The following is a 26,932-nucleotide window of genomic DNA, read 5'->3' as shown; positions in this document are numbered from 1 at the left end:
AGATTCTAACTATTTACTCTATATACATCTGTCACACCTTTTAATCTTTTAAGTCGCTTCATTAAATCCTTCAGACTATCGACAGATGTAATTTTTATTTTTACATTAATTAGTGCCGATCCTTGCTTTGCTAAATTCGCATTTACAGCACTTAACTGTAGTTTAAGCTCTGTTATAACACTCATTATATCTGCTAGCAATCCATCTCTATCATCAGCTACAACTTGAATTTCTGCAAAATAAGATGTACCTTGTGCTGATCCCCAATTAACTTCTACTACTCTATCTTTATCTGTATCTATAAGGTTTTGCAAATTACTGCAATCACTCCTATGAACTGATACTCCTCTACCTTTAGTTATATATCCTAAAATTTCATCTCCAGGAACTGGACTACAACACTTAGCAAACCTGACCATAAGATTACTTTCACCTTTTACTGTTATTCCATATCCATTAGGTTCTGGTTTTCTTGCTGTTTTTGCAATTTGTTCCTCTATATTCTTATTTAAAATTTCCTTATTTTCTTTTTCCTTGTTTACCTTATCTACACCTATCCCATTGTCTTCCTTCAATCTTGCAATAAGAGTAGATACAGAGAATCCTCCTATACCAATTAAAGCATATAAATCATCCATAGAATGAATATTATATCTTTTCACTAATTTTTCATAAAAATCCCCTTTAGCAACGTCAGCATAGTTAACACACTGTTTCTTTAATTCCTTTTCAAGAAGTTCCTTGCCCTTTAGCATATTTTCTTCTCTTTTAGCCTTTTTAAACCAAAGCTTTATTTTGCTCTTAGATTGATTACTTTTTGCAATGTTTAACCAATCCATATTAGGTCCCTTAGCATTAGGCGAAGTTAAAATCTCTACAATTTCTCCTGTCTTGAGAGTATAATCTAAAGGAACTATCTTACCATTAACCTTAGCACCTACGCACTTATTTCCTACATCAGTATGTATTCTATATGCAAAATCTATAGGCGTAGCATTACTACATAAATTTATTACAACACCTTTTGGAGTGAATACAAATACTTCATCTGAAAACAGATCTATCTTAAAACCTTCAATAAACTCTTCAGCATCTGATGTTTCTTTCTGCCATTCCAACATATCTCTAAGCCATACTAGCTTCTTTTCAAAATCTTTTTGCTTATCTTGCTCTCCTTTGGCGCTATCTCCCTCTTTATACTTCCAGTGAGCTGCAATTCCATATTCTGCTGTTTTATGCATTTCAAAAGTTCTAATTTGAATTTCAAAAGTTTTGCCTTGTGGTCCAATTACAGTGGTATGTAATGATTGATACATGTTTGGTTTAGGCATTGCTATATAATCTTTAAACCTTCCTGGAATTGGCCTATAGATAGTGTGTACTATTCCAAGGACACCATAACAATCCTTAACAGAATGCACCAAAACTCTAATAGCCGTTAAATCAAAAATTTGCTCTATGCTTTTATTCTTACTAACCATCTTTTTGTAGATACTATAAAAATGCTTTGGTCTTCCATCAATATCCGATTCAATTCCAGAATTTCCAAGCTTTTGTTTTAAATCATTTACTATATCGTTTATGTAAGTTTCTCTTTCTACTCTCTTTTCGGCAATACTATCTACTAATTCATAATATTCTTTTTCATGTAAATATCTAAAACATAAATCCTCTAATTCCCATTTAATTTTAGACATACCCAGCCTATGCGCTAAAGGCGCGTAAATATCCAATGTCTCTTTTGCTTTGTTTTTTTGCTTTTTTGCTGGCATAAATTTGAGAGTTCTCATATTATGTAATCTATCTGCCAATTTAATAATTATTACTCTTATATCCTTTGCCATAGCAAGCAACATTTTTCTCACATTATCAGCTTGTTGCTCTTCTTTAGTTTTATATTCCATTTCTCCAAGCTTAGTAAGCTTCGTAACACCTTCTACAAGATTAGCGATTTCTGCATTAAAGAGGCTGACTGTTTCATCATAAGAAAACTCCGTGTCTTCAATTACATCATGCAATAATCCAGCTACAATAGTATTAGTATCCATACCTAACTCAGCTAGAATTTCAGCTACTGCTATCGGATGAATAATATACGGTTCACCCGATTCCCTTTTTTGGTCCTTATGAGCTTTTTCAGCAAAATCATATGCTTTTTTTACCATTTCAACATCAACATTATTACAATTCTTATCAATCTTTTCCAGTAATTTATCAATCATAAGGATTACGCTCCTTCTATATTAATTCATTTGAAGTAAGTATCTAAAACAAAACAACAGATTAGAAATTACAGTATAATTTTTAGGCAGATAATTTAGTAAATACTGATTCTTAGCGTTAGTCAATTTATCAGCATAAAATACAATCAAATTAATAAAGTATCCTGAATTCCGCTCCGCTTTTTTGAATATACCTAAATTCAAAGGCTGGTTTAATAACCAGCCTAACTTTTTAATAATTATATATTATTTTAGAATTATTTTCAACAATACATTTAAAAGAAATGGAATCCTTACCAATTATAATGCCCAGAAACAACTCTTAAAATATCTAAAACCACAACTTAGATGTCATATTTAACTAATGATAGTACATCATATCCTTCTAATTTATCTTTTCCTTTTAATTCTGTTAGTTCTATTACAAAATCAAGTGAAGCAACTATTCCACCTGCTTGTTCTATTAATTTAGCAACACCTTCCACAGTTCCCCCTGTTGCTAATAAGTCATCTACAACAGCAACTCTTTGACCTGGTTTGATTGCATCTTTATGAAGTTGAAGCTGATCTTCTCCATATTCCAATCCATAATTAACTGATATAGTTTCTCCTGGTAATTTTCCTGGCTTTCTTACTGGAATAAATCCTACTCCTAAAGCATATGCCACAGGAACTCCAAAAATAAATCCTCTTGCTTCAGGCCCAACAATTAAATCAATTTTTTTATCCTCTAGATGTTTAACTATTCTATTAATAGTTTCCCTTAACGCTTCTCCATCAGCAATTAATGTTGTTATGTCCTTAAAACTAATTCCTTCTTTAGGAAAATTTTCGATTACCCTTATTTTTTCTTGTAAATCCATTTTAACTCCTCCATAGAATTTAATTTAACATATCATTTATGATTTAATATTAAACAACTAATAATTAATAAATATTGCTTTAATATTTCATTAACTTTCCATATACCTTATGGAATTATTTGTTTTAAGTCTATATAAATATTTAACAATTTGATCAGCTCTATCTTTATCATTTGTAGTTAAGAGCTCTAAGACAATTCTAGCATTATCCATAACACCTACCGCACCTATAGGCGGAATTATGAATTCAATTATATTATTTATACCGTCATTGTTAAACTCTTCCAAACTGTTAAATTCTATTATTGATCTCAATCCATTATTATTAGTATTCATCAAGAACTTATTTCCTTCTTTAATCAGTACTCCATTTTCTCCTTTTGATGGTACCTTTGCCCACTGAATACCTATAAGTATTAAATCTAAATATTTATTTATACTTTTCATATTGTAGTATATAGCAATAGCTTGCATAAGTTTAAAAGTAAGTCCACTTGTCGATAAGTTCTTATATCTGTATTGGCACCCCTTTTGGTTAGGATTTATGTAAATATAGTCATTAACAAGATCACTTTCTTCATTTTCAAGAATAATTAAATCAATACCTAGTTTTTTGCATAGCTCAACTTCTTCTTTAGATTTTAATCCAACACCTAAAGTTATTAATAGTTCAGCACCTAAAAAATCTACGTTATTTTTTATATCTACCGAATTTATTCTAGCATCAGCTTCTTGCCTATCATATATTAAATATTCTACATCAGCATTTAAATATCTTAAAACAAGAATTAACGATGAAACTGCACAAATCCCATCGACATTATATGTACCATAAACAACTATTTTTTGTCTATTATTTACCGCCAAAGCTAATCTCTCTATTGCTTTGTTCATACCCTTAAGTATAAATGGGTTATATCCACTAATATAATTTGGACAATATATACTTTCCCAGAATTTACGCATGGTTTATTCCTCCATAAAATTAGAAAACACCTTTATTATAAATGATTATAATAAATTTTACAATTATTTTGTTAACAAATGAAAAAACCCCCATTGTGCTGGAGGTTTCTTCATTTCCAGTAATTAAGCTTTTTGTAATTTTTTCTTTTGGCTTCTAACTCTATCTTTTAAGTATACCCAAATTGGTGATGCTATACATATTGATGAATACGCTCCACTTATGATACCTACAATTAAAGGAATCGTAAATGCTTGAACAGATGGCACTAAAAAATTCATTGCTATTATAGTAACTACTGTTGCTGAAGAAGTATATAGTGATCTTGCTATAGTTTCAGTCAAACTTACATCTGCCACTTCAACTGATTTCGCTCTTCTCATTATCTTTGTGTTTTCTCTAATTCTATCAAAAATAACTATCGTATCACACATAGAATACCCAACTATAGTCAGTATCGCTGCTATAAAAGGTGTATTTACTGGAATATAAAATATTGAGTAAACAGAAATAGTTACTAATATATCATGAATTGTGGCCGCTATAGCCGCTACTCCAAATTTGAATTCAAATCTAATAGCTATATACACTAACATTACTGCAAAAGCCGCAAGTAATGCATATATAGAATTTTGAGTCAACTCTCTACCTACTGATGATCCTATTTCATTTTGTGAAACTAGCACTTTATCATCCAGTTTATATTTAGATTCTAAATCAGATACAATTAATCCTAACTTATCACTATCCAGATCTGCTGATTTTATTTCATATTGATTATTATTAATTGTATTCGTCGAAGCATCTGGTGCATAACTTCGAATGATTGTGTCAACATCATCTTTATTTATACTTTCGTCTAGTTGAAGTACTATTTCAGAACCACCTTTAAAATCTATACCAAAGTTTAGTCCTCTAACACATAAGAATCCCATTCCGATTACAATAATGATTAGGGATATTGAAAACCATAATTTTGTCTTTTCCATTATTTTAAGCATGTTTTTCATCCCCCTTTTTCAAAGTAACACCAAAGTGTGATGGTTTATTTATAATTCCACTTTCAACAGCTAAATTAACAAGTACTTTTGTTACTACCAAACCTGTAAATAAACTTATAACTATACCTATCATAAGTGTAATTGCAAAACCTTTTACTGCTCCAGATCCTATAAAATATAGAATTAGTGATGCAAGTAAAGTTGTCATGTTAGAATCTACTATTGAAGATAATGCATGCTCTGATCCTTTTTTCACTGCCGCCTTAACAGTATACCCTTTCTTTAACTCCTCTTTAGTTCTTTCAAACGTTAGTATATTAGCATCAACAGCCACACCAATAGTAAGCAAGAATGCTGCTATACCTGGAAGAGTCAATGTAACACCTACTTCTATAAAAGCAAAAAGTGTAAGTGTTATATACAAAGTTAAAGCAATATTAGCCATTAATCCTTGAATTCTATAATGGAATAGCATGAATAAAAATACTAATCCAACTCCTATAATTCCCGCCTTAACAGAGTTTGGAAATGCTGTAGCTCCTAGTTCCGCTCCAACATTACTAACTGAAACTTCTTTAACTGGAAGTGGAAGTGCACCTGCATTAATCATTCCAGCTAATTCTTTATTCTTTTCTAATGTATCATGTGTTTCAATACTTGCTTTTCCACCTGAAATTTGCGAATTTACTCGCGCAGTTGATATTTCTTCGTCATCAAGGTAGATTGAAATATTTTGCCCAATATATTTTCCTGTTGCATCTGCAAACTTTTGTGCACCTTCATCATTTAATTCTAAACCAACTTCATATCCACCATTTTGTTGATTCATTTGTGCAGTTGCTTTTTTTACATCTGAACCTGTTAAAATTTCAGTTCCATCTGGCCCTTTAAAACTCAAATTACCAGACTTAACCAAACTATCTACTATTTCCTTAGAATTAGTTAATCCCGGTACATCTACTCTTATTCTCTTTGGACCTTCTGTTGCTACAATTGTTTCTGCAACACCAAGTTTATTTACTCTTAAAGATAAATGTTCCTTAGCACTTTGTAATTCTTCTGCAGTTACATCATCTTTTTGAATTTCCATAAGAACAGAAACTCCGCCTTGTAAATCTAGTCCTCTAGTTATTACTTTATCAAATGATTTAAATTCCCATCCTCCTAGAACAAATCCTTTAAATCCTGCAAAAGCTAACAGTCCAATTACAGCAATAATTAATATCAACAATGCTGAACTTTTGCTTTTTCTTTTCATCTTAATCCCCCTCTGCATATTATGTCTTTCATTAGGTTAGTATTTACTATATATTCCTTACTGAAAATTTTGGATTACAATTTCATTAACAGTTTCCTTTATTATGTAAAATACTTTAATATTTAAAATTAAGAAATTAAAGTCTTTAAGCTGAATTTTAAAGAACTTATTACTTCTTAATTTTAAATATTATTACATTCTTATGTTGCACATTGTTCATTATAGCACACTATAATTTCTTAATAAAGTTTTTTATTAATGTATAATATAACATTAAAATACTGTTTAACCTTCATTTAAATAAAAATGATTTCACATATGTATAACTTCTTTTAATCTTTGTAAAGTTAGTCATTAAAAACTGAAGTATCTTATAAATTTATCCCTAGCATCCCAGCAAGAGTACCTACAACCAGTGCTATAATCAATTTAATGAAATCAAAAAGCTTAAATGCTAATTCTCCATTAAAACTACTAGATAGTATAAACAATACTAAATAATATGATAGTGCTACTCCAAAGCCTACAAGCCATCCCTTTGATTCATTTTTCTTTGCTCCTATCATTGCTCCTAAACTTAAACTGCATAAAGATATTATTACATATATCATGTTAAAAATACCTTTACTAAATACTAGTTTAGTCATCAATAAAGATAGAATTGTAACTCCTATGAAGCTTAGAATCAAAGTTCCAATAGTACCTTTTACTACTGATCTAAAATATTTACTATTTTCCATCAAAAACACCCCCCAACACTTCATTTTATGAAATATTAAAGGGCATTATGATTAATCCATCTTTATTTTATGAGATATTCCGCTCTTCTCTAATTTAATTCTAGTTTTTGCAGGACCACTTTCAATTGTAACTGATTTTTCATCTATATGTGTAATCTTACCTATGATTCCACCTCTTGTCACAATTTCATCATTTACTTTTAATTCATCAATCATACCTTGATATTTCTTTTTTCTCTTCTTCTCAGGTAATATAAGAAGGAAAAAAAATATCACAAATACAAGTAAATAAGGTACTACGCTCGTAAGTAACGCTAACATATTATCCATACTTTTCCTCCAATGTGTTTATTATTTTTTTCTATTCATGATATGTAGTTTACATTTTATTTACTTTAATGTCAATATAAACCTACATTTGTTACTCATGTTCATTTAGAAATTGTGTAAAGATCTATATCCCACCAAATTCATAAATAATTATTTTCAATTATCTTCCTTCCCATTGTGATAATTTTTCTTCCTTAAATTGCTTAAAATAACCACCTTCAATTGCGTCTCTTATATCTTTCATTAACTTATTATAAAAATACAAATTATGTAAAACACATAATCTCATTGCAAGCATTTCCTTTGCTTTAAATAAATGTCTTATATATGCTCTTGTATAATTCTTGCATGTTGGACATTCGCAACCATCATCAATAGATCTATCATCAAGTTCATATTTTGCATTCATAAGATTAAGCTTGCCTTCACTACAAAATACATTTCCGTGTCTCCCATTTCTGGCTGGAAGTACACAATCAAAGAAATCCACGCCTCTGTCGACCGCTTCCAATATATTGCTAGGTGTACCTACTCCCATTAAATATATAGGTTTATCTTCTGGCAAATGTGGTACAACTGCATCTATCACTCTATACATTTCTTCATGAGTTTCTCCAACAGCAAGCCCACCTATGGCATATCCATCTAGATCCATTTTAGTTATTTCTTTAGCGTGCTTTATCCTTATATCTTCATAAACTCCACCCTGATTTATTCCAAATAGCATTTGTTCCTTATTTATTGTATCTGGCATAGAATTTAACCTATCCATTTCATTCTTACATCTTTCAAGCCATCTTGTAGTTCTTTCCACTGATCTTTCTACGTATTCTCTAGGCGCTGGATTTTCAATACATTCATCAAAAGCCATTGCTATTGTAGATGCCAAATTACTTTGAATTTGCATTGATTCTTCTGGTCCCATAAATATTTTCTTTCCATCTATATGTGAATTAAAATACACGCCTTCTTCTTTTATTTTTCTCATCTTAGCTAACGAAAATACTTGAAATCCACCTGAATCTGTGAGAATTGGTCTATCCCAATTCATAAACTTATGTAATCCTCCAAGTTTTTTAACCACTTTATCACTTGGTCTTAAGTGAAGATGATATGTATTAGAAAGTTCAACCTGGCATCCTATCTCCTTTAAATCCATGCTAGAAACTGCACCTTTTATAGCTGCTAATGTTCCAACATTCATGAATACTGGAGTTTGTATAGTTCCATGAGGAGTTTCAAACTGCCCTCTCCTTGCTTTTCCATCCTTTTTTAATAAAGTATACCTTTTACTCACAAGCGTTCACCTCTTAATTATATTTTTACGAAACTCAGCTACCTTTGTTTACTGAGCAACTCTGAGATTCTTTAAAGAAACTAACTTCCATTTAGTTGTTAGCTGAATTATAAAATCAATATCTATTTTCTAATTCATCCCATTTTATATTGAAACACTTGACTATGTCACCTCATCAATGTAATCAAAACTTTTATTTAATAAACATAGCATCTCCAAATGAGAAAAATCTATATTTTTCATTTACTGCTTCTTCATATGCATTCATAACATTTTCTCTTCCTGCTAAAGTTGAAACAAGCATTATCAATGTAGATTCTGGTAAATGGAAGTTTGTAATTAACTTATCCACTACTTTAAATTTATATCCAGGATAAATAAATATATTAGTCCATCCACTTTGTTCCTTAACAAATCCATTTTCATCACCAATAGTTTCTAATGTCCTTGTTGAAGTTGTTCCAACAGATATAACCGCATTTCCTCTTTTTTTAGTTTCGTTTATTATATCTGCACTTTCTTTTGAAAGCATATAAAGCTCTGAATGCATTTCATGCTCCTCTAGAGATTCGACTTTTACAGGTCTAAAAGTTCCAAGTCCAACATGTAATGTTAGATATACTATGTTAATTCCTTTATTCTTTATTTCTTGCAATAACTCTTTTGTAAAATGTAATCCCGCAGTAGGTGCTGCAGCAGAACCATTTTCTTTAGAATACACTGTTTGATACCTTTCCCTATCTTCTAATCTCTCATGAATATATGGTGGCAAAGGCATCTCCCCAAGCGAATCTAGAACTTCCTCGAATATTCCATCATAGAAAAATTCAACTATTCTATTTCCGTTTTCCTTTACTTCAACAACTTCAGCTTTTAACTTACCTTCTCCAAATGTAAATTTTCTACCAACCTTTGCGGATTTACCAGGCTTTGCTAGGCACTCCCATCTATCCTTTTCAATTCTTTTAAGTAAAAGGAACTCAATTTTTCCGCCAGTACCTTCCTTTTCTCCAATTAATCTTGCTGGCATTACTCTTGTATTGTTTAATACTAAAGTATCTCCTTCATTTAAGTATTCTATAATATCATGAAATTTCTTATGCTTAATCTCACCAGTTTTCTTATCTAAAACCATAAGTCTTGATGAATCTCTTTGTTCTAACGGATGTTGAGCTATCAACTCTTCTGGTAAGTAAAAATCAAAATCTTTTACGTTCATTTATTTATCTTCTCCTAACTAATAGCTTATTCTTATTATTGACACTTCTAAGGAAGTTAAACTTTCGAAAACTATATCAGTTGTTCAAAACTCAATTTTAAAGCGCTTACTAATAAATCCCTACTTATCTATTTATCAAAAAAGCTACCTTGTACTTTCCCATTATTACTTTTGCTTTTTGAATTGTTTACTCTTCCAAGATGTTCATATGCCTTATCACTTGCTATTCTTCCTCTTGGTGTTCTTATTATAAAGCCTTTTTGAAGCAAGTATGGTTCATATACGTCTTCTATAGTTCCCAATTCCTCACCTATAAAATAAGAAAGTGTTTCAATTCCAACAGGTCCCCCGTTAAAATTATCAATAATAGCTTCAAGTATTTTATTATCAACTTTATCAAATCCCTGATTATCAACTTCCAATAATTCTAAAGCCTCTCTAGCCTCTTTCAATGATACTAGCTTATTAGATTTTACTTCTGAATAATCCCTGACTCTTTTTAATAGCCTATTGGCAATTCTAGGTGTTCCTCTTGATCTCTTAGCAATTTCCAAAGCGCCTTCTTCAGTAATTTTACATCCAAAAACCAAAGCGCTTCTACTTACTATCTCCTTAAGTTCTTCATCTGTATAATATTCCATGGCACAAAGCACACCAAATCTATCTCTAAGTGGAGATGTAAGCATTCCAATCCTTGTTGTTGCTCCAATTAGTGTAAATTTAGGAAGATCAATTCTTATAGATTTTGCTGTAGCACCTTTTCCTATAACTATATCTAGAGCATAATCCTCCATAGCAGGATATAATATTTCCTCAACATTTCTATTTAGCCTATGTATTTCATCTATAAATAAAACATCATAATCTTTTAATGTTGTTAGTATCGCTGCTAAATCTCCTGCTCTTTCTATTGCTGGTCCAGAAGTGATTTTTAAATCCCCACCCATTTCTTTTGCTATAATATTAGCTAAAGTAGTTTTTCCAAGTCCAGGTGGTCCATATAAAAGTGTATGATCTAATGCTTCTTTTCTATTTCTTGCAGCTTTAATAAATATATCTAATCGCTCTTTTACTTTGTCTTGTCCTATATATTCATTTATTTTTTGAGGTCTTAAACTAAGTTCAGAATTAAAATCTTCTTGCATCTCAGATGGATTAACTATTCTTTCCAAAAAACCTCCCCCTTTTCTTATGAGTCATATATGTATAATTTTTTGCTACTTATGTCTTAGAAGCTTTATCCCATCAACGCCTTTAATGCATTTTTAATGATATTTTCTACACTATCATTCTTATCTATCTTTTTAAGTACTGATTCTGCTTCCTTCTCGCTATACCCTAGCGCAATTAACGCGCTTAAAGCTTCTGATAATGCCATAACATTCTCATTATCCTTTGTATCAATTTCCATACTGCTATCCAGTAATTCATCTGGCTTTAGTTTATCTTTGATCTCTAAAATAATTCTAGCTGCTGTTTTTTTGCCTATTCCCACACCTCTACAGATGTGTTTCTCATCGCCAATCATTATTGCGTATTTTAAATTATTAACTCTGCTTATAGATAATAAAGATAATGCTGCTTTTGGTCCAACTCCACTTACTGTTAAAAGAAGCTTAAACATCTCTAGCTCTTCCTTTGAATCAAACCCATATAATCCAATAAAATCTTCCCTTACTATTTGCTCAAGGTAAAGCATAATCTCCTCTCCATTCTTTGGCATAGAGGACATTGTAGCACCTGATGTAAATATCTTGTAGCCTATACCGCTATTCTCTACTATTACATAATCTTTATTTATCCCAATATATTTACCTTTTATATATTCGTACATCTATTTCACACCAACTTTTCTATATCTATAACTATATTTAAAATTTAGCTAAAAAACTAATTTCTACATTATTAAAACCTAACTTATACTTTATCATTTTCAGCCAAATCTTTCAACAATGTATTTTTTAATTAATAAAAGGCATGTAGTATTAAAATTACCAACATGCCTTTTATTAATTAAAATTTACCTATCAGAATTTCCACTATGATAAAAATTCTGATAAGCTTTCTTCCGCATCATCTTTTGAATTATATTCAAGTTCAAAATTCTTAATTTTGTCTTTATCTATCTCACTTAAGTTATCTACTTTTTTACTATTAGTATACACATCTTCGCTATTTTCAATTGATAAAGTTCCATTATCATCAGTTTTATATATAGCTAAAAAGCCATCTTTTTCTCCGATATAATATTTATTAGGTTTTACAGCTTTAGAAGCATCTCTTTTATAGGTCATTTCTCCATTAGATTCTACTTCTAAAACATATCCCTTATCTTTTAATGCCTTTGATAATTCCGTTTCTGTTAAGTTCTTATCTATATTTAATTCTTTCTTTAACTCTGACAATGTTAATTCTTTTTCTTTCTTTTCACCTGCATATAAATAAATTCTTATATTATCATTTAATTTATTATTTATTTCACTTGATGATACAGGATTATTTTTAGCATTTTTGTTACTTATATACTTTTCTGAAAAATAATATGTTATAGAAAATATAAGTGCTAATGCTAATGTCATACCTATGAATAATTTCTTTTTATTTACCATAATAATCACTCCTTATCAAGGAGTATAGCCATTATTTCTATATTTATACAAGAATATTCTTTGAATGTATAAATTAAGTATCTCCATAAAGTATTTACCATTTAAGATCGATTTCCCATTAACTTTTTCTAAAAGCATGTTTTATGGCACTTATTAATATAATCCATGTTATTTTGAAACAATTCCTATAATGCATAATAGCATTTATTATCAACACGAATATTATTAATTCAATATAATATAATAGTACTGCTATTATTGGCTTTGCGTTCATCCACTTCATATCTAAAAACATTGAAGTTAAAAATGACAATCCGAATACAACTGCACTAAGAATTATAAGTCCTTTTATCATTCCTTTAAAATCTTCATGACTTGGTGCTATTCCACTTATTAGTACTAGAAATAAAACTATAGTTATTATACCTTCTTTACTCACTATTATTCTCGGATCTAGTATTCTAGATATATCAGCAACTTTATCTTTTAATACAAATTTACTCTCTATAAATATGAATAATGGTATATTTATTATAACAGGTGCTATAGCTATAAGAAATTCCTTAATACTAATTAAAAATGGCATACTGCTTCCAACCCTTGATCTTATAAATCCTGGTCTGTTTCCTTTTGGCAAAAGTTGTACTTGTTCTATTTTAGCAAGACATAAAATTGCAACTAATAAATGTGCAAGTTCATGAGCCGGTGTACTTAAAGCATATATAAATTTAGCCATTCCTGCATTTATACTACTCAGTGCTCCTTGAAAAACCGATTGTATGAATCTCAATACATAGTAATACGAAAAATATATCAATAAAAAAATACCCACTGACTTAATTGCTGTTTCCATTTTAACAACGCCCCCACTATCTTACTCTATTTATAAAACCACATTTTTTGCATAATTCTTCTACTGCCTTTCTTCCAGAAAAACCATTATATATGTCTATAGCTCTTTTTGAACTTAGAATTTCTTCTAATGTATTGTCAAAGATATTACCAAGTGCTATGCTACCATCACTATCTAAACAACAAGGCACTACTGTTCCATCTACCAATATTCCCACTTGATCTCTAAGCCCATAGCAGAAGACTCTTTCTCCTAACTCCTCAACTTGCAATGATGGCCACTTAAATTTCTCTCCCATACTAAGATATACATTATTTTTTAGTTTAAAACTATTTTTTTCCTTTAAACTTTCTCTCAAACTGGATTTTATTTCGAAACTTTGTTCAAGAAATTCAAAAATATCAATATTCATGCTATTACTAGCAGTATACTTTGTATCTAAATTCCACAACCTTAAAGAAGTTATTATATTAGTTTTTTCACTAGCTTCTTTAACAAATTCAATTATATTATCTATATATTTACTAAACTCAACATGTCCCTCATTCGCTTCAAAGCTATGAAGCGAAATATTAACTTGCCTCAAAGCATTTGAACTAAGTAACACATCCTTAACTTCACTTATTAAAGTTCCATTAGTAGTTATATTAACCTTTAATGAATTTTCATTGCTTATATCCAAAAAACTCTTTATATTTTCATTTAAAAATGGTTCTCCCATTAGATGGAAATATACATAATCAGTATGTGATTTCACGCTATTTACGATATGTTGAAAACTTTTCTTATCCATAAACTTAAGTTCCCTATTTGTTTTAGGGCAAAAATCGCAACTTAAATTACACACATTTGTTATCTCTATATAAATCTTTTTAAATTTCTTCATTAAATTATTACTCCAATCAATACATTTAGATAAAAATAAAATATATTTTATATCTCAAACTAGTATATATTTTAATCCCCGCCTTTGCAAGAAAATCACTGTTTTCTTAAAATTATTTTACAATAAAAATTCCACCTAAATCTAATATAAAATTTAGATGGATATTTATGTTAAACACTTTAATTATAATAGTCAATTATTATCTTTATAAAAGACAAAGAGCAAGTGAATCTTACTAACTTCACTTGCTCTTTCTTAGTTACTGATTTTAACGTTGTCCGCCAACTGGGTACGACCGTCTGTCGTACATTGCTTCCGGGATTTTTTCGTTGCCCGTCACCAACTGTATATCTCTTGAGATATACTCTTCTGCCGGATTGAAGTGTCAGTACACTAAGATAAATTAAGCCTTTATCTTGATTTAATTATATCTCATTTCATCATTAATTGCAATAGTTTTTTGAATTTTCTGAATAATTGTAATTTTTATAATAAAATCCATATACTAGATTTAATGTGAATATGTTTTCTTTTATATTTAATTACAAGTGCAATTTTATATAATTATTCTCTTAACCTTTATTTATCTATCCAAATATATAAATATGGGTTAATTTATAACTACTTTAGTCCCCTTAGGTATATTGTCATAAATCCATTTAGCATTTTCTTTGGCTAACCTTATACACCCATCTGATAGCTTCATACCTAACCTTCCATCTCTAACCGATCCATCCAAATTATAAATTATTGAATGAAATAAATAATTACCTTTAAACTGTGTATAATACCAACACTTGTATCCTTTATTTACGCCAAAATAGAGTCCCTTTATTCCAACCTTATAAGTTCCTTTAGGTGTTGGCGTTGAGGCTTTTCCCAAGGTGCACAAATAACTATTAATTAGGTTCCACTTATTTGTGCTTCCTTTAAAAATATTCACTTTAAAGCTTCCAGTATCTACCCAAATCAAGTAGTTGGTTTCACTAGAATAATTCTTAGAATTTACATAATCTGCATAGCTAATACGGTCACTCGACATATCTGCTCTAATGCCATTTTTTTTAATCCCAATACCTCTTAATACTTTAGATAAAATTTTTTTCATAATTAAAATCCTAATTTAGTAATACATATTAATATATGTCTTATATATTAATTTTGATTTCTATTATTCTAAATGCTGCACTCTATATCCAATTTCTTTATTTGCCAGTCGATAACCTTCCTTAATCATTTCAACCTCGCTAATTTCGTTACCAAGCAAGCTGTCTATAGTAATCTGATTCCTATTACTAAAGTATTTACTTAAAAGTTTCTCTTCTATTTTCTCTTGAGATGCCAAAGTATAGTCATCCAAAATATGCTTAACATTAAATCCATTCTCCCTTAATGATCTTCCAACTAATATACTCCTATGACACCTTATAGGATCCTGCATAGCTCCAAGAAGTGCAATATTATAACCTTTCTGACATCCTGTTTTTAGCCTCTCAATTCCTCTTAAAAAATCTTCTTCCATAATTACCTTTTCAAAATCAGAATATCCTTCCTTATTATAAGAGTTTTTATCTTGCCTTTGAGCCGCAAGTTCTTTAGCCATATATATGTATATAAATCCTTCTTTTTTTAAAGTTTCAGCTATTGTTTCCTTATTATATTGAACATTATATTTCGAATACGGAGTTCCTCTTATATCTACAACAGTATCAATATTATAAGTCTTTAGCATATCTATTAATTTCTCTATAGAATAGTTAGAATGTCCTATTGTGTATATGTCCATTTACTTGAACTCCTCTCTTTATTATATTATTTTTTCTTTGCCTGCAATTATACCATGCTCTTTCCTTAAAATTTTCTTAATTCAAACTTTACTTCTATGCTTATCCACAGCTTTTTTAATTTCTTTGATATTTTAAATCCTATCTATAAAAATATAACAACATAAAAACTACTTAGAAAATAAGGACATATCTATAATAATGTAGTTCAAAATATACGTTCTAATAAAAAATATATATCTACCTATAATTAATAAAGCTTATACAATATCTTCATTGTGGTAATAATCACTAAATGGAGGTGTTTTAATGATTACTTTTATAAAAAACTATTCTCTTAAAAATATAAAAATAAAATTTTTAGCTCTATATATCCTGAATGTTACAGACATAATATTTACTATTTTACTCTTAAATACTGGTTTTTACGTAGAAGCAAATATTTTCATGTTAGAAGTAGTAAAAAGTCCACCTGTAAGTTTTTTATTAAAAATATTAGCTCCTGCAGTTCTTTTTGTATTCATATATTTTAGAATGAAAGATGCAACTGATAAACAACTAAAGTACTGTAATTACTTTATTAATGTAAGTATCATATTCTATGGTTTAATAAACACATTTCATATTATCTGGTTTGCATTATTGCCTATATTTATTTTCATATTTTAATTTGCTAACTCTTTTGAAAATCAATATCTAATTCTCTAAATATATATTTATTATATTAATTAATATGTTCAGTTTTCTATCCTAAGCCCTTTATCTTGGCGCTTTTCTCTTAGTGTTAAAATCTAACTTCTCGTAAATACACCATAGTAAATTTATTAAAAATATAATTAACAATTAGAAATATTTTCAATTAATTGAACAACAAGAAAAGAATATATTCTTTATTTTTAAAAATGAATTTTTTCTAGAGACAAAATTCATTTTTTATGTTATAATTCAAAATGTTGCTAAGTAATCCTAATAATTTGCAACCCGAAATGATAATAATGTCATATTTAATATTATTTTTATTCAAATTTTAAACTAAGGAAGGAGACTTTACTATGAAGAAAATTAAATTTGGTCTAGCATTACAAATTCTTGTAGGACTTATACTTGGAATTATAGTAGGTGGATTTTTTTATGGAAATCCAGCTGTTGAGGCATATTTAAAGCCTATTGGAGATATTTTTATTCGTCTAATAAAAATGATTGTAGTTCCAATCGTCTTTTCATCACTTATAGTTGGTATTGCTGGAGCGGGAGATATTAAGCAGGTTGGAAGACTTGGAGGAAAAACTCTTCTTTATTTTGAAGTAGTAACAACTATTGCTATTGTATTAGGACTTTTAATAGCTAATGTGTTTCATCCAGGTACAGGAATAAATATGCAAGAGCTTGCTAAATCTAGCATTGATGCTTATGTAAGCACTGCAGAAAATGTAGCACATCATAGCTTTGCAGATACATTTATAAATATTGTACCTACTAATATTTTTGATTCACTTACAAGGGGAGATATGCTTTCAGTCATTTTCTTTTCTGTTATGTTCGGTCTAGGTGTTGCTGCAATTGGTGAAAAAGGGAAACCTGTTATACAGTTTGCCCAAGGAACGGCTGATGCAATGTTTTGGGTAACAAATCAAATAATGAAGACAGCTCCTTTTGGAGTATTCGCTTTAATTGGTGTGACAGTTTCTAAGTTTGGACTTTCATCTTTAATTCCACTTGGAAAACTAATAGTTACAACTTATGGTTCAATGATTTTATTTATACTACTAATATTTGGACTAATTGCAAAATTAGTTAGGACAAGTATCTTTTCAATCATAAGAATTTTAAAAGACGAACTTATACTTGCTTATAGCACAGCAAGCTCAGAAACAGTTTTACCTAAAATCATGGAGAAAATGGAGAAATTCGGATGTCCTAAAGCTATTGCAACTTTTGTAGTACCAACAGGTTATTCTTTTAATCTAGATGGTTCTACTCTTTACCAAGCTATTGCCGCAATATTTATTGCACAATTATATGGTATTAATTTATCAATACCAGCTCAAATTAATTTAATGCTTGTATTGATGCTTACTTCAAAAGGTATAGCAGGCGTGCCAGGAGTATCTTTTGTAGTTTTACTAGCCACTCTTGGTTCTGTTGGAATTCCAGCCGAAGGCCTAGCTTTTATAGCCGGAATAGATCGTATACTTGATATGGCTAGAACTGTTGTGAATGTATTAGGTAATTCTCTAGCAGTTGTTGTTGTATCAAAATGGGAAGGAAAGTATAATTCTATAAAGGGCAAAGAATATATAAAATCCATAAAGAAAGCTGCTTAATTCCATAACAAAAAAGTGAGTGTTTATCTAGAAATTATTTTCTAAATTAACACTCACTTTTATTTTTATATTCTATTGTCCTAGATTAATTGTTATCTTTATTTCTACTTTTAATATAATTATTATAGATAAGTTTTTACTATTACCTACAACTTATCTATAATCTTTTTCTGTATATATCTAATTACATCGCCTCTACTAATAACTCCTACTACTCTTCTTTCTTTATCTATAACCGGTATCTTTTTAAAGTTATGTTTTGAGAAAATAGACAAAACCTTTTCCATAGTATCTTCTGGAAAAACACAGAAAATATCTTTACATTTTGCAATAGTCATGATATTAGTATCCTTTATAATTCCAATTTCTTCTTCTAATTCTTCCTTTTTAAGATAAAATACATATGAAATTAAATCATACATTTTTCCTTCTTTAGGATTTATGCTTCTTATTATATCACCATCACTTACAATACCCGAAAGTATTCCCTTGTTATCTACTATTGGTACTCCGCCTATTTTATTGGTGACTAATACCCTCATGACATCTTTAATAGTATTTTCTTTACTTACGGAAATTACATCAGTAATCATAAAATCCTTTACTTTCATTATTCTATCCCCTTTAATCAATTTATTTTATAAGTATTTTCTTATTTGTCTATCAAATTCATTAGTAAAATTTTATATTAATATCTTTTTAATTTATATATTATTAAATAACACATTCCTCTATTATAGTTTAATTTTTTATATCATCTTCTAGTTCTCATAAATAATGTTAAAAATATAGCAATAACAGCTATAGCTCCAGTTACAGAAATAGAATATGCCATAGCATCTACAGATGCTTGTCCTTGAATAATTTTTGCCAATTGAGATAGTGCCATAACTTTAGAAGTTTCTTGTGAAAAACCTTCATACATATATGATTTTGTTAGTGAATTTATAGTTCCTACTGCTGTTTTATTGTAGATATTTATTTGCTCTGCAAGTTTTGAATAATTATAACTTGTTTTCGATTGTATTATTACTGTCATTATGGTTACAGCAAGAGAACTTGCCACCTGTCTTATAGTGCTATTCAATGCTGATGCTCTTGGAATCATTTCGCCTTTTACTACATTCATACCAGCAGTGCTAATAGGCATCATAGCTATTCCTAATCCAATAGATCTTATACAGTTAATAAATATTATTGATTCCTTGCTAGAATTCATGCTTATAGCTGTTGACAACTTAAATGTAGCTAGTGCTAATATAATAAGACCTGGTATAACTACAGGTTTAGCTCCGAATTTATCATAAAGCGTTCCGCTTAATGGCATCAAAGCCCCCATAACTAGTGCTGATGGAAACATGATAAGTCCCGCCTGCATCGCAGTATATCCCCTTACATTCTGCAGAAATAAAGGCAATACATATGACCCTCCCATTAATCCTATAGTTAACACAGTTATTATAACTAAGCTCATACTAAAATCAAATAGTTTGAGAACTCTCAGATCTAATAGTGGGTCTGGATGTGTAAGTTCGTTAACCACAAATAATATAAGACTTAAACTCCCCAACGCAATTAATATTGGATTTATCATATCGCCCCAATCAATTGAGGATCCCTTTCCAAGTACATATAACAAACTTACTAAACCTACTGTAGATGATAAAAATCCTACTATATCAAATGCCTTAAATGGTTTCATAGGTTGGCCTTTTAAAATAATCATCCCCAACACTACTCCTATTATTCCTATTGGGATATTTACTGTAAAAATCAGTCTCCAATCCATTTTTTCTATAATCAATCCACCAAGAGTTGGTCCTATAGCAGGTGCTGCCATGGCTGCTATTCCATAAACCCCAAGTGCAAGTCCTATCTTTTTTCTTGGAAATACAGAATATATTATACTCATGCCAACAGGCTGCATCATCCCTCCTCCAATAGCTTGAAATACACGAAATGCTATCATACTAGAATTGCTCCATGCAAATCCGCATAGCGCGGACCCTATTGTAAAAATTGCCAATGCAACTATATATACTTTTTTAGCACCAAAAATATCTTGAAGATATCCTGTTAAAGGAATAATTGCTCCAAGTGCTAATGTATAAGCTGTCATTACCCACTTCACATCATCCAATCCTACTCCAAATACAGACATCATTTTAGTTAATGCAACATTAATTATACTACTGCTTAGTACTGACATAAATGTACCAACTATGATAACTATCATTGCTAACCATGGATTTGCCTGCTCATTACTATTATCCTTCATTCTTTATTCACCCCATTATTTAACATATTACTAGGCATTAAATAAGCTAAAACATTTACATGCTCCTGCTTCTAAGTTACTTAAGCTTCCTTATACGTCTCTTCTCATTAATTTATAACTTTTTATCATATCTGCGATTTCCAAAATATAAGTTACACTATGAAACTTATTTAAGTATAAGTTACACCGCGTAACTTGTCAATGAATTTTGAGTAACATTTAGTAACTTGTAAGTTTATGATTCATTTGCTATGATGTAATTGTCAATTAGTGAGGAGGTAAAGAAATGGAATTTCAACGCGCTCGAAACGAAGAACAAAAAAGCATTAGGCGTGAACAAATCATAGAGGCTACATTAAAGCTATATGAAAGAGAGCCCTTAGAAAAAATCACACTTGCTTCAATTGCTAATGAGTTAAATTTTTCAAGAGCAAATTTATATAAATACGTTTCCACTAAGGAAGAGATCTTCCTATGGATATTAAGTTCAGATTTAGAAAAATGGGTAAAAAAGACATATGATAAACTTAGAGATTATGATCAATTAGAACTTAAAACATTTTGTCTGTTGTGGTCAGAACAAATGTATGAAAATCAGCGTTTTTTAAAGCTGTTCTCAATTTTAGTTTCAGTATTAAGAAGTAATGTGACAACAAAATCACTGGAGATATTGAAGCAAGATCTTGCTAATAGCTTTGGTAAATTAAATTTGATTACTAAAAAATTTATTCCTAACCTGACAGACGATGAGCTTAAACTTTTTAATGAATATCAGATTTATTATGCCGCTAGTTTATATTCTCCAGCAGTATCCTCTAAAAACCAACGTCAAGAATTTCAAACTGTTTCACTACTAGAAGCTCCACCTGATTTTGTTTCGCGTTTTGCAGGATATCTTGAAGTAATTATATTGGGTCTTCAAGCGAAAAATAAATAATATTTATTTTATAATTCTTATATATAAGTCAAACTATAATTAGTATAATAATTTATCTAAAAAAAGTAGGAATCAATTAGAGATTCCTACTAAATTATTTCAGTATTAAGATATATCTAGATTACAACTTATCTATCTTTACCTATGTTTAAAGATATAAACATCTTATAAATATACATAATCATTCATTACAGGCTGTAAGCCTTTAGACTTAATTACTTCATACACTTCATCTACTGATCTGTTATCTGCAATTTCAAATTGATTATCTCCCCTGTCTTCTGCATCTTCCGCATGGCTTCCTATTCCTGTACTTACACCTGCTGAAATCTTAGTAGCTGCTAAGCCAATTACATTATTACGAAATCTTTCGCATTCTCTTGTAGAAATCGTAATATTAGCAAAAGGCATAAAAAGACGGTACGCTGTAATGACTTGCAAGAGTTGTTTCTCATGCACATCCTTTGGATTAATTTTATCATTATTAATAATTGGTCTTAACCTTGGACATGAAAATGCTATCTCTGCATGCGGATACTTTCTTTGAAGAAGGTATGCATGTACCCCTGTCGCAAAAGCATCTTTTCTAAAGTCATCTAGACCAAGTAATGCTGCAAATCCAACACCACGCATCCCACCTTTTAGAGCTCTTTCTTGCGCATTAAGTCTATATGGAAATATGCGCTTATGCCCTTCAAGATGAAGTGTTTCATATTTATCTGAATTATAAGTTTCCTGGAATACAGTTACAAAATCTGCACCGCATTCTTGAAGATATTCATATTCATCAGAATTCATAGGATATACTTCTAATCCTACCATCTTAAAATATTTGCGTGCTATCTTACAAGCTTCTCCAATATATTTTACATCTGACATTTTTCTGCTTTCACCAGTAAGCAGAAGCACTTCCTCCAAACCTGTTTTAGCTATTGCCTGCATTTCTTTCTCTATTTCATCGAAATTTAACTTCGCTCTGCGTATTTTATTATGACAGTTAAATCCACAATAAATACAATAGTTCTCACAATAATTTGCTAGATATAGTGGTGTGAACATGTAAACTGAGTTACCAAAATGCTTTCTTGTTTCCTCTTTAGCTAATTGAGCCATCTCCTCTAAAAACGGCATAGCTGCTGGTGATAATAATGCTGCAAAATCTTCTATGGTACGATAATCATTATACAAAGCTACTCTAACATCTGTTTCTGTATACTTATTATAATCATAAGCTTCCATGTGATTAATTACTTTATCCATTACATCTGATTCTAATACTTCCATCCCAGCCATATATTCCATGTGATTTATACGTTCTTCGCTCATAGTCTGCCTCCTAATCTTCTAAAAACCCAGTTAATGGTGATGACGCAGAAGCACCTTTATCTAGAACTCTACCTAGTCCTGAAAGATATGCTGCACGTCCTGCCTCAATTGCTTGTTTAAATGCTCCTGCCATAGCTGGAATATCACCAGCTGTCGCAATTGCAGTATTAGCCATAACTGCTGCTACTCCCATTTCCATAGCTTCACAAGCTTGAGATGGCCTTCCAATCCCTGCATCCACAATAATTGGAAGATCTATTTCATCTACTAATATTTTTATAAATTCTTTTGTGGCTAAACCTTTATTAGATCCAATCGGTGATGCAAGAGGCATAATACACGCCGCTCCAGCATTAACTAAATCACGAGCCACATTTAAATCTGCATGCATATATGGCATTACTATAAAACCTTCTTTAGCAAGAATCTCAGTTGCTTTAATAGTCTCATAATTATCTGGAAGCAAATATTTTGAGTCATGAATTATTTCAACTTTTACAAAATCACCACAATTCATTGCTCTTGCAAGTCTTGCAATCCTAACTGCTTCTTCCGCATTTCTTGCCCCAGATGTATTTGGAAGCAATGTAACACCTTCTGGAATAAAATCCAAAATATTTTCACCTCCGCTTGTATTAGCGCGTCTTAATGCCAAAGTAATCATCTGTGCGCCTGCATTCTCAACTGCAGCCTTAATTAAATTCAAATTATATTTTCCAGACCCTAGTATGAATCTTGATGAGAATTCATGTCCTCCAAGTGTTAATACATCTTTTTTCATTCCAATACTCTCCTTTAGCATTTTTCAGCAAGAACTAGCAGTATATAAAATTCGATTATTAAAATAAATTAATATGTATAACCAAATTATTAAATAAATAACTTAATTTAAAAGCTTGTCCTTTTCTAATCTAGATCTTGCAGTAAAATTATTATTTTTATTGTTGATAATATACATTAGTGATATTTCTGAATTTATTAATGCATCAGCCGCCTCCAACAAAGCTAATTACTTCTAAAGAATCACCATCTTTAATATTTGTCTGCTTATATTGGGGTTTTGGCATTATTTCACCATTTAGCTCAACTACAATCTTATCTATTAAATATCCTTCACTGATAAGAAAGTCCTCTAACGATAATCCAGTTGCATTATCTACCTCTTTTCCATTCACTTTTACCATTTAATCACCTCTTAAATATTTAATATAACTAAAAAAGGCCACACGAAAAAATACACCCAAGGTGGTGTACCCCTTCGTGTGACCTTCACACTCTGTAAATAATTATATCATTACACTAAGTTAGTGTCAAATTAACTTTAATTCGAAATTCCGTTATAAGTGGTTGTCATTGTTTAATATCACCATTTATAACATCCGCTGTTTTATTATAATTTGTCTCTCATACAGTCATTTTATTTCCTTATTACCAATTTGCTTTAATAAAAAATGCATTACAAAATCAAAAAACAAATTTTTGTAATGCATTTTTGTCTTATTCTGACTATTTTTCATTATATATTTTATAAGCATTCTTTAATAAACCTTTATATAAAAGACTACTTCCAACAAGTGAAGTAATAATGCAAATTCCAAATATAATTACATAATTCCTCAAGATTATGGCAACTACTACTAAACCAGCTCCTAATATAAATATAATAAGCATAATTAATAGAGGTATATAATTATTTTTAAACATAGCTTTTTCATTTTCCCATTCCAATTTTGGTGATTTAAAATCTATATATAATCCCAATAAAGTTACCATAAGTATTGATCCAAATGAAGATATTGTTCCGAGCAATATTATGATAGGACTTACGTTTACTAATAAGAGTCCTAAGACAACTATAACCATCCCAAATCCATTTATAAATAATGATGAAAGAATCTTAGAGTATAGCTGAGTTTTATATTCCACAGGAATATACTTCGATACAATAAAATCTTTCCCCTCTCTTGAAAGTGCACTTGCACCTGCTCCACCTGACATTATGCATACCGTTCCACCTACAAATGCAATTGCTATGGTAATCGCATTCCATTTGGGACTACTATTTAATAAATACCTATACTCTGATAGTTTACCACCAGAAAAAAATGCAACTCCCATTACTGCCGGCATGTAAAACATCATCGCTATGCAATTAATAAAGAATTGAGGAGTTCTGAATAAGATTTTAATATCTTTTATAATTAATGCTTTTAACTTTGAATTTTCTTTTATTATTTTATCTGCCTTACCGTTTTCTAAAATATTTTCCCTCTTGCTATAAGTTTCAGAAATACCTATTACTCCCTTTAAATATAACTTTCCTCCTATATAATAATATATTATGAAAATAATTAAACTTAGGCATAAAGACATAAGTATATTAAGCAAGCCTCTAATGTCATTATTATATAATAGCCCATTTGAAGAAAATCTACTTGTTATGAAAATATCATTTAGTGTACTCATCGCGCTGTTATTTCCATCTGAAAATCTTTGAATCATTTGCTGTGAATTTGTACTTCTTCCAGAACTTGATGTAAAAAAATTGAATCCTACTATCAATATTAGTGATGCACACCCTGTAAATACTCTAAATGCATCTTTATGCTTAGATAAGCTAGTGAACCTCATAAGAATCATGCATATTAACGATGCCAATACCATCGGTATAATAGGAGTTATTAATAACACTATAATTCCATATAAATAATACAAGAAGCTTGCCTTTGACACAAATCCATAGACTATAAGTGGCAAAATTAACATTGATGTATACACATACATATTAATTAACACTGCCATAAACTTTCCAAATACTATTTCACTGCTTTTAAAAGGAAGTGGTAATATAACTTCAATATCATTTGAAAAGTATAAGATATTTATTATTGTATACATTCCAAAGATGAAAGAAACACTCTCCCCAATTGACAATATTATTGATAATAACATTCCTTCCTGTTTCATAGCATGAAGTGGTCCGTAGCCTTCACTTATTATTACAGTAAAAGGCATAGATAACATTACTACAATAAATATCATTAGCATCACTGCGAATACAGGTTTCATTTTCTTACTACTAGCAAACATTTCCTCAAATGCATTTCTTATAAAATATTTTGTTATTATCTTAAGCCTATTCATCTTGAATCATCTCCAAAAACATCTCTTCTAAGGATTCATTCTCTTTAAACTCTTTTCTCATATTGCTTAGTGTTCCATTAAATATTAATTGCCCTTTATTAATAATCGCGACTTTATCACAGACTTTCTCTGCAACTTCCAACACATGTGTAGAAAAAATCACGGTATTTCCTTCATCGGCATGTTCTCTCATCATTTCTTTTAATGTAAATGCTGATTTTGGATCTAAACCTGTCATTGGTTCATCTAAAATCCAAACTTTTGGCTTATGAATCAAAACTCCCATAAGAACCACCTTTTGTCTCATACCATGAGAATATGAATGTATCTTATCTCCTAATGCCAACTCCATTTCAAACCTTTTTGATATTTCTCTTATCCTTGATAATCTTTCTTCCTTTGAAACCCCATAAACATCAGCCATGAAATTTAAATATTCCATTCCACTTAATCTTAAAAACATATCCGGGCTATCTGGAACATAACCAAATTGCTCTTTTGCTCTAACTGGCTCTTTACTAATATCAATTCCGTTAATTTCAATTTTTCCCGATGTAGGCGATATTATTCCAGTTATCATTTTAATAGTTGTTGTTTTTCCAGCCCCATTAGGCCCTAATAATCCATATATTTCTCCATCCCTGATTTCCAAATTTAAATTGCTTACCGCATTATAATTTCCATTATAACTTTTTGTTATATTGCTTATATTTATCATAAATTTATCCTCTCCTTGGAATTATTATACTAAAACTCGGTCTTATAACAACTTAAATAAATCTTAATTTTAGATTAATTATTCATCTCCTTTTAATATGCATACATAATCCTAAAATTAATAAAGCCATTATTGAGAATTTAATAAGGAGTATATAACTTCTAAAATTATTATATACA

General features: G+C 30.0%; 26 protein-coding genes. 3 read left to right on the top strand and 23 right to left on the bottom strand.

Going from position 1 to position 26,932, the window contains the following annotated elements; all coding sequences use genetic code 11:
- Positions 1-5: 5 nt before the first annotated feature.
- The 16 genes from L3B96_RS20175 to L3B96_RS20100 form a co-directional block, all read right to left on the bottom strand.
- Positions 6-2,222 carry a bifunctional (p)ppGpp synthetase/guanosine-3',5'-bis(diphosphate) 3'-pyrophosphohydrolase gene (locus tag L3B96_RS20175; protein WP_023976280.1) on the bottom strand — a complete coding sequence of 739 codons (2,217 nt, stop codon included), beginning with the start codon at positions 2,220-2,222 and terminating at the stop codon, positions 6-8.
- Between the two features lie 344 nt (positions 2,223-2,566).
- Positions 2,567-3,085, bottom strand: coding sequence for an adenine phosphoribosyltransferase (locus tag L3B96_RS20170; protein ID WP_011968867.1), 519 nt, complete (start codon positions 3,083-3,085; stop codon positions 2,567-2,569).
- A 90-nt stretch (positions 3,086-3,175) separates the two neighbouring features.
- Positions 3,176-4,051: a DHH family phosphoesterase gene (locus L3B96_RS20165; protein ID WP_011968866.1), complete on the bottom strand. Its 876-nt coding sequence runs from the start codon at positions 4,049-4,051 to the stop codon at positions 3,176-3,178.
- A 123-nt stretch (positions 4,052-4,174) separates the two neighbouring features.
- A complete protein-coding gene (gene secF / locus L3B96_RS20160) occupies positions 4,175-5,050 on the bottom strand; it encodes a protein translocase subunit SecF (protein ID WP_238948401.1) in 876 nt (291 codons plus the stop codon).
- A complete protein-coding gene (gene secD, locus L3B96_RS20155) occupies positions 5,043-6,308 on the bottom strand; it encodes a protein translocase subunit SecD (protein ID WP_011968864.1) in 1,266 nt (421 codons plus the stop codon). Before secD ends, secF begins: the two co-directional genes overlap by 8 nt.
- Positions 6,309-6,679: 371 nt before the next feature.
- Positions 6,680-7,048 carry a TIGR04086 family membrane protein gene (locus tag L3B96_RS20150; protein ID WP_011968863.1) on the bottom strand — a complete coding sequence of 123 codons (369 nt, stop codon included), beginning with the start codon at positions 7,046-7,048 and terminating at the stop codon, positions 6,680-6,682.
- 51 nt (positions 7,049-7,099) lie between these two features.
- On the bottom strand, positions 7,100-7,378 hold the full coding sequence (yajC, locus tag L3B96_RS20145) for a preprotein translocase subunit YajC (RefSeq protein ID WP_017208831.1): 279 nt from the start codon (positions 7,376-7,378) through the stop codon (positions 7,100-7,102).
- Positions 7,379-7,538: 160 nt separating this feature from the next.
- Positions 7,539-8,675 (bottom strand): tRNA guanosine(34) transglycosylase Tgt, encoded by a 1,137-nt coding sequence (tgt, locus tag L3B96_RS20140; protein WP_077828798.1) that lies wholly within the window; start codon positions 8,673-8,675, stop codon positions 7,539-7,541.
- 193 nt (positions 8,676-8,868) lie between these two features.
- On the bottom strand, positions 8,869-9,894 hold the full coding sequence (gene queA, locus L3B96_RS20135; protein WP_238948400.1) for a tRNA preQ1(34) S-adenosylmethionine ribosyltransferase-isomerase QueA: 1,026 nt from the start codon (positions 9,892-9,894) through the stop codon (positions 8,869-8,871).
- A gap of 128 nt (positions 9,895-10,022) precedes the next feature.
- Positions 10,023-11,066, bottom strand: a complete 1,044-nt coding sequence (gene ruvB / locus L3B96_RS20130; RefSeq protein WP_238900798.1) for a Holliday junction branch migration DNA helicase RuvB — start codon at positions 11,064-11,066, stop codon at positions 10,023-10,025.
- Between the two features lie 65 nt (positions 11,067-11,131).
- A complete protein-coding gene (gene ruvA / locus L3B96_RS20125) occupies positions 11,132-11,728 on the bottom strand; it encodes a Holliday junction branch migration protein RuvA (protein WP_077828796.1) in 597 nt (198 codons plus the stop codon).
- Between the two features lie 205 nt (positions 11,729-11,933).
- Positions 11,934-12,503, bottom strand: coding sequence for a hypothetical protein (locus tag L3B96_RS20120; RefSeq protein WP_238900796.1), 570 nt, complete (start codon positions 12,501-12,503; stop codon positions 11,934-11,936).
- A gap of 118 nt (positions 12,504-12,621) precedes the next feature.
- Complete coding sequence (locus L3B96_RS20115; RefSeq protein ID WP_238900795.1) at positions 12,622-13,356, bottom strand: hypothetical protein; 735 nt, start codon at positions 13,354-13,356, stop codon at positions 12,622-12,624.
- Positions 13,357-13,372: 16 nt separating this feature from the next.
- Positions 13,373-14,242 carry an SPASM domain-containing protein gene (locus L3B96_RS20110; RefSeq protein WP_238900794.1) on the bottom strand — a complete coding sequence of 290 codons (870 nt, stop codon included), beginning with the start codon at positions 14,240-14,242 and terminating at the stop codon, positions 13,373-13,375.
- Between the two features lie 610 nt (positions 14,243-14,852).
- Positions 14,853-15,350 (bottom strand): L,D-transpeptidase, encoded by a 498-nt coding sequence (locus tag L3B96_RS20105; RefSeq protein WP_011968854.1) that lies wholly within the window; start codon positions 15,348-15,350, stop codon positions 14,853-14,855.
- 63 nt (positions 15,351-15,413) lie between these two features.
- Complete coding sequence (locus tag L3B96_RS20100; RefSeq protein WP_238948399.1) at positions 15,414-16,028, bottom strand: DUF488 domain-containing protein; 615 nt, start codon at positions 16,026-16,028, stop codon at positions 15,414-15,416.
- Positions 16,029-16,335: 307 nt separating this feature from the next.
- Between L3B96_RS20100 and L3B96_RS20095 the strand changes: the two genes are divergently transcribed.
- Positions 16,336-16,695, top strand: coding sequence for a DUF5658 family protein (locus L3B96_RS20095; RefSeq protein ID WP_238948398.1), 360 nt, complete (start codon positions 16,336-16,338; stop codon positions 16,693-16,695).
- A gap of 383 nt (positions 16,696-17,078) precedes the next feature.
- On the top strand, positions 17,079-18,350 hold the full coding sequence (locus L3B96_RS20090) for a cation:dicarboxylase symporter family transporter (protein ID WP_238948397.1): 1,272 nt from the start codon (positions 17,079-17,081) through the stop codon (positions 18,348-18,350).
- Between the two features lie 146 nt (positions 18,351-18,496).
- Here L3B96_RS20090 and L3B96_RS20085 read toward each other — a convergent pair whose 3' ends face one another.
- Together L3B96_RS20085 and L3B96_RS20080 are read right to left on the bottom strand one after the other, a co-directional pair.
- On the bottom strand, positions 18,497-18,961 hold the full coding sequence (locus tag L3B96_RS20085; protein WP_011968851.1) for a CBS domain-containing protein: 465 nt from the start codon (positions 18,959-18,961) through the stop codon (positions 18,497-18,499).
- A gap of 143 nt (positions 18,962-19,104) precedes the next feature.
- The gene (locus L3B96_RS20080) at positions 19,105-20,628 is read right to left on the bottom strand and encodes a DHA2 family efflux MFS transporter permease subunit (protein WP_011968850.1); all 1,524 of its coding nucleotides are present in this window, start codon (positions 20,626-20,628) and stop codon (positions 19,105-19,107) included.
- 286 nt (positions 20,629-20,914) lie between these two features.
- On the opposite strand from L3B96_RS20080, the gene L3B96_RS20075 reads away from it, so the two are divergent.
- Positions 20,915-21,565 (top strand): TetR/AcrR family transcriptional regulator, encoded by a 651-nt coding sequence (locus L3B96_RS20075; protein ID WP_017208818.1) that lies wholly within the window; start codon positions 20,915-20,917, stop codon positions 21,563-21,565.
- Positions 21,566-21,730: 165 nt separating this feature from the next.
- On the opposite strand, the gene thiH is transcribed toward L3B96_RS20075, so the two are convergent.
- From thiH to L3B96_RS20050, 5 genes are all read right to left on the bottom strand, one after another.
- Positions 21,731-22,891 carry a 2-iminoacetate synthase ThiH gene (thiH, locus tag L3B96_RS20070; RefSeq protein WP_238948396.1) on the bottom strand — a complete coding sequence of 387 codons (1,161 nt, stop codon included), beginning with the start codon at positions 22,889-22,891 and terminating at the stop codon, positions 21,731-21,733.
- 10 nt (positions 22,892-22,901) lie between these two features.
- On the bottom strand, positions 22,902-23,672 hold the full coding sequence (locus L3B96_RS20065; protein WP_011968847.1) for a thiazole synthase: 771 nt from the start codon (positions 23,670-23,672) through the stop codon (positions 22,902-22,904).
- Between the two features lie 205 nt (positions 23,673-23,877).
- Entirely contained in the window at positions 23,878-24,075 is a 198-nt protein-coding gene (thiS, locus tag L3B96_RS20060; RefSeq protein ID WP_065416310.1) for a sulfur carrier protein ThiS, read from the bottom strand.
- A 322-nt stretch (positions 24,076-24,397) separates the two neighbouring features.
- Positions 24,398-26,035, bottom strand: coding sequence for a hypothetical protein (locus L3B96_RS20055; protein ID WP_238948395.1), 1,638 nt, complete (start codon positions 26,033-26,035; stop codon positions 24,398-24,400).
- Positions 26,028-26,753 (bottom strand): ABC transporter ATP-binding protein, encoded by a 726-nt coding sequence (locus tag L3B96_RS20050; RefSeq protein WP_077305780.1) that lies wholly within the window; start codon positions 26,751-26,753, stop codon positions 26,028-26,030. The genes L3B96_RS20055 and L3B96_RS20050 overlap by 8 nt, the downstream gene beginning before the upstream one ends.
- Positions 26,754-26,932: the final 179 nt, after the last annotated feature.

Source organism: Clostridium sp. YIM B02569 (assembly GCF_022320765.1).
Classification (GTDB): Bacteria; Bacillota; Clostridia; order Clostridiales; family Clostridiaceae; genus Clostridium; species Clostridium beijerinckii.
Note: the sequence above shows the minus strand (reverse complement) of the source record. Positions and strands in the feature narration are given on the sequence as shown.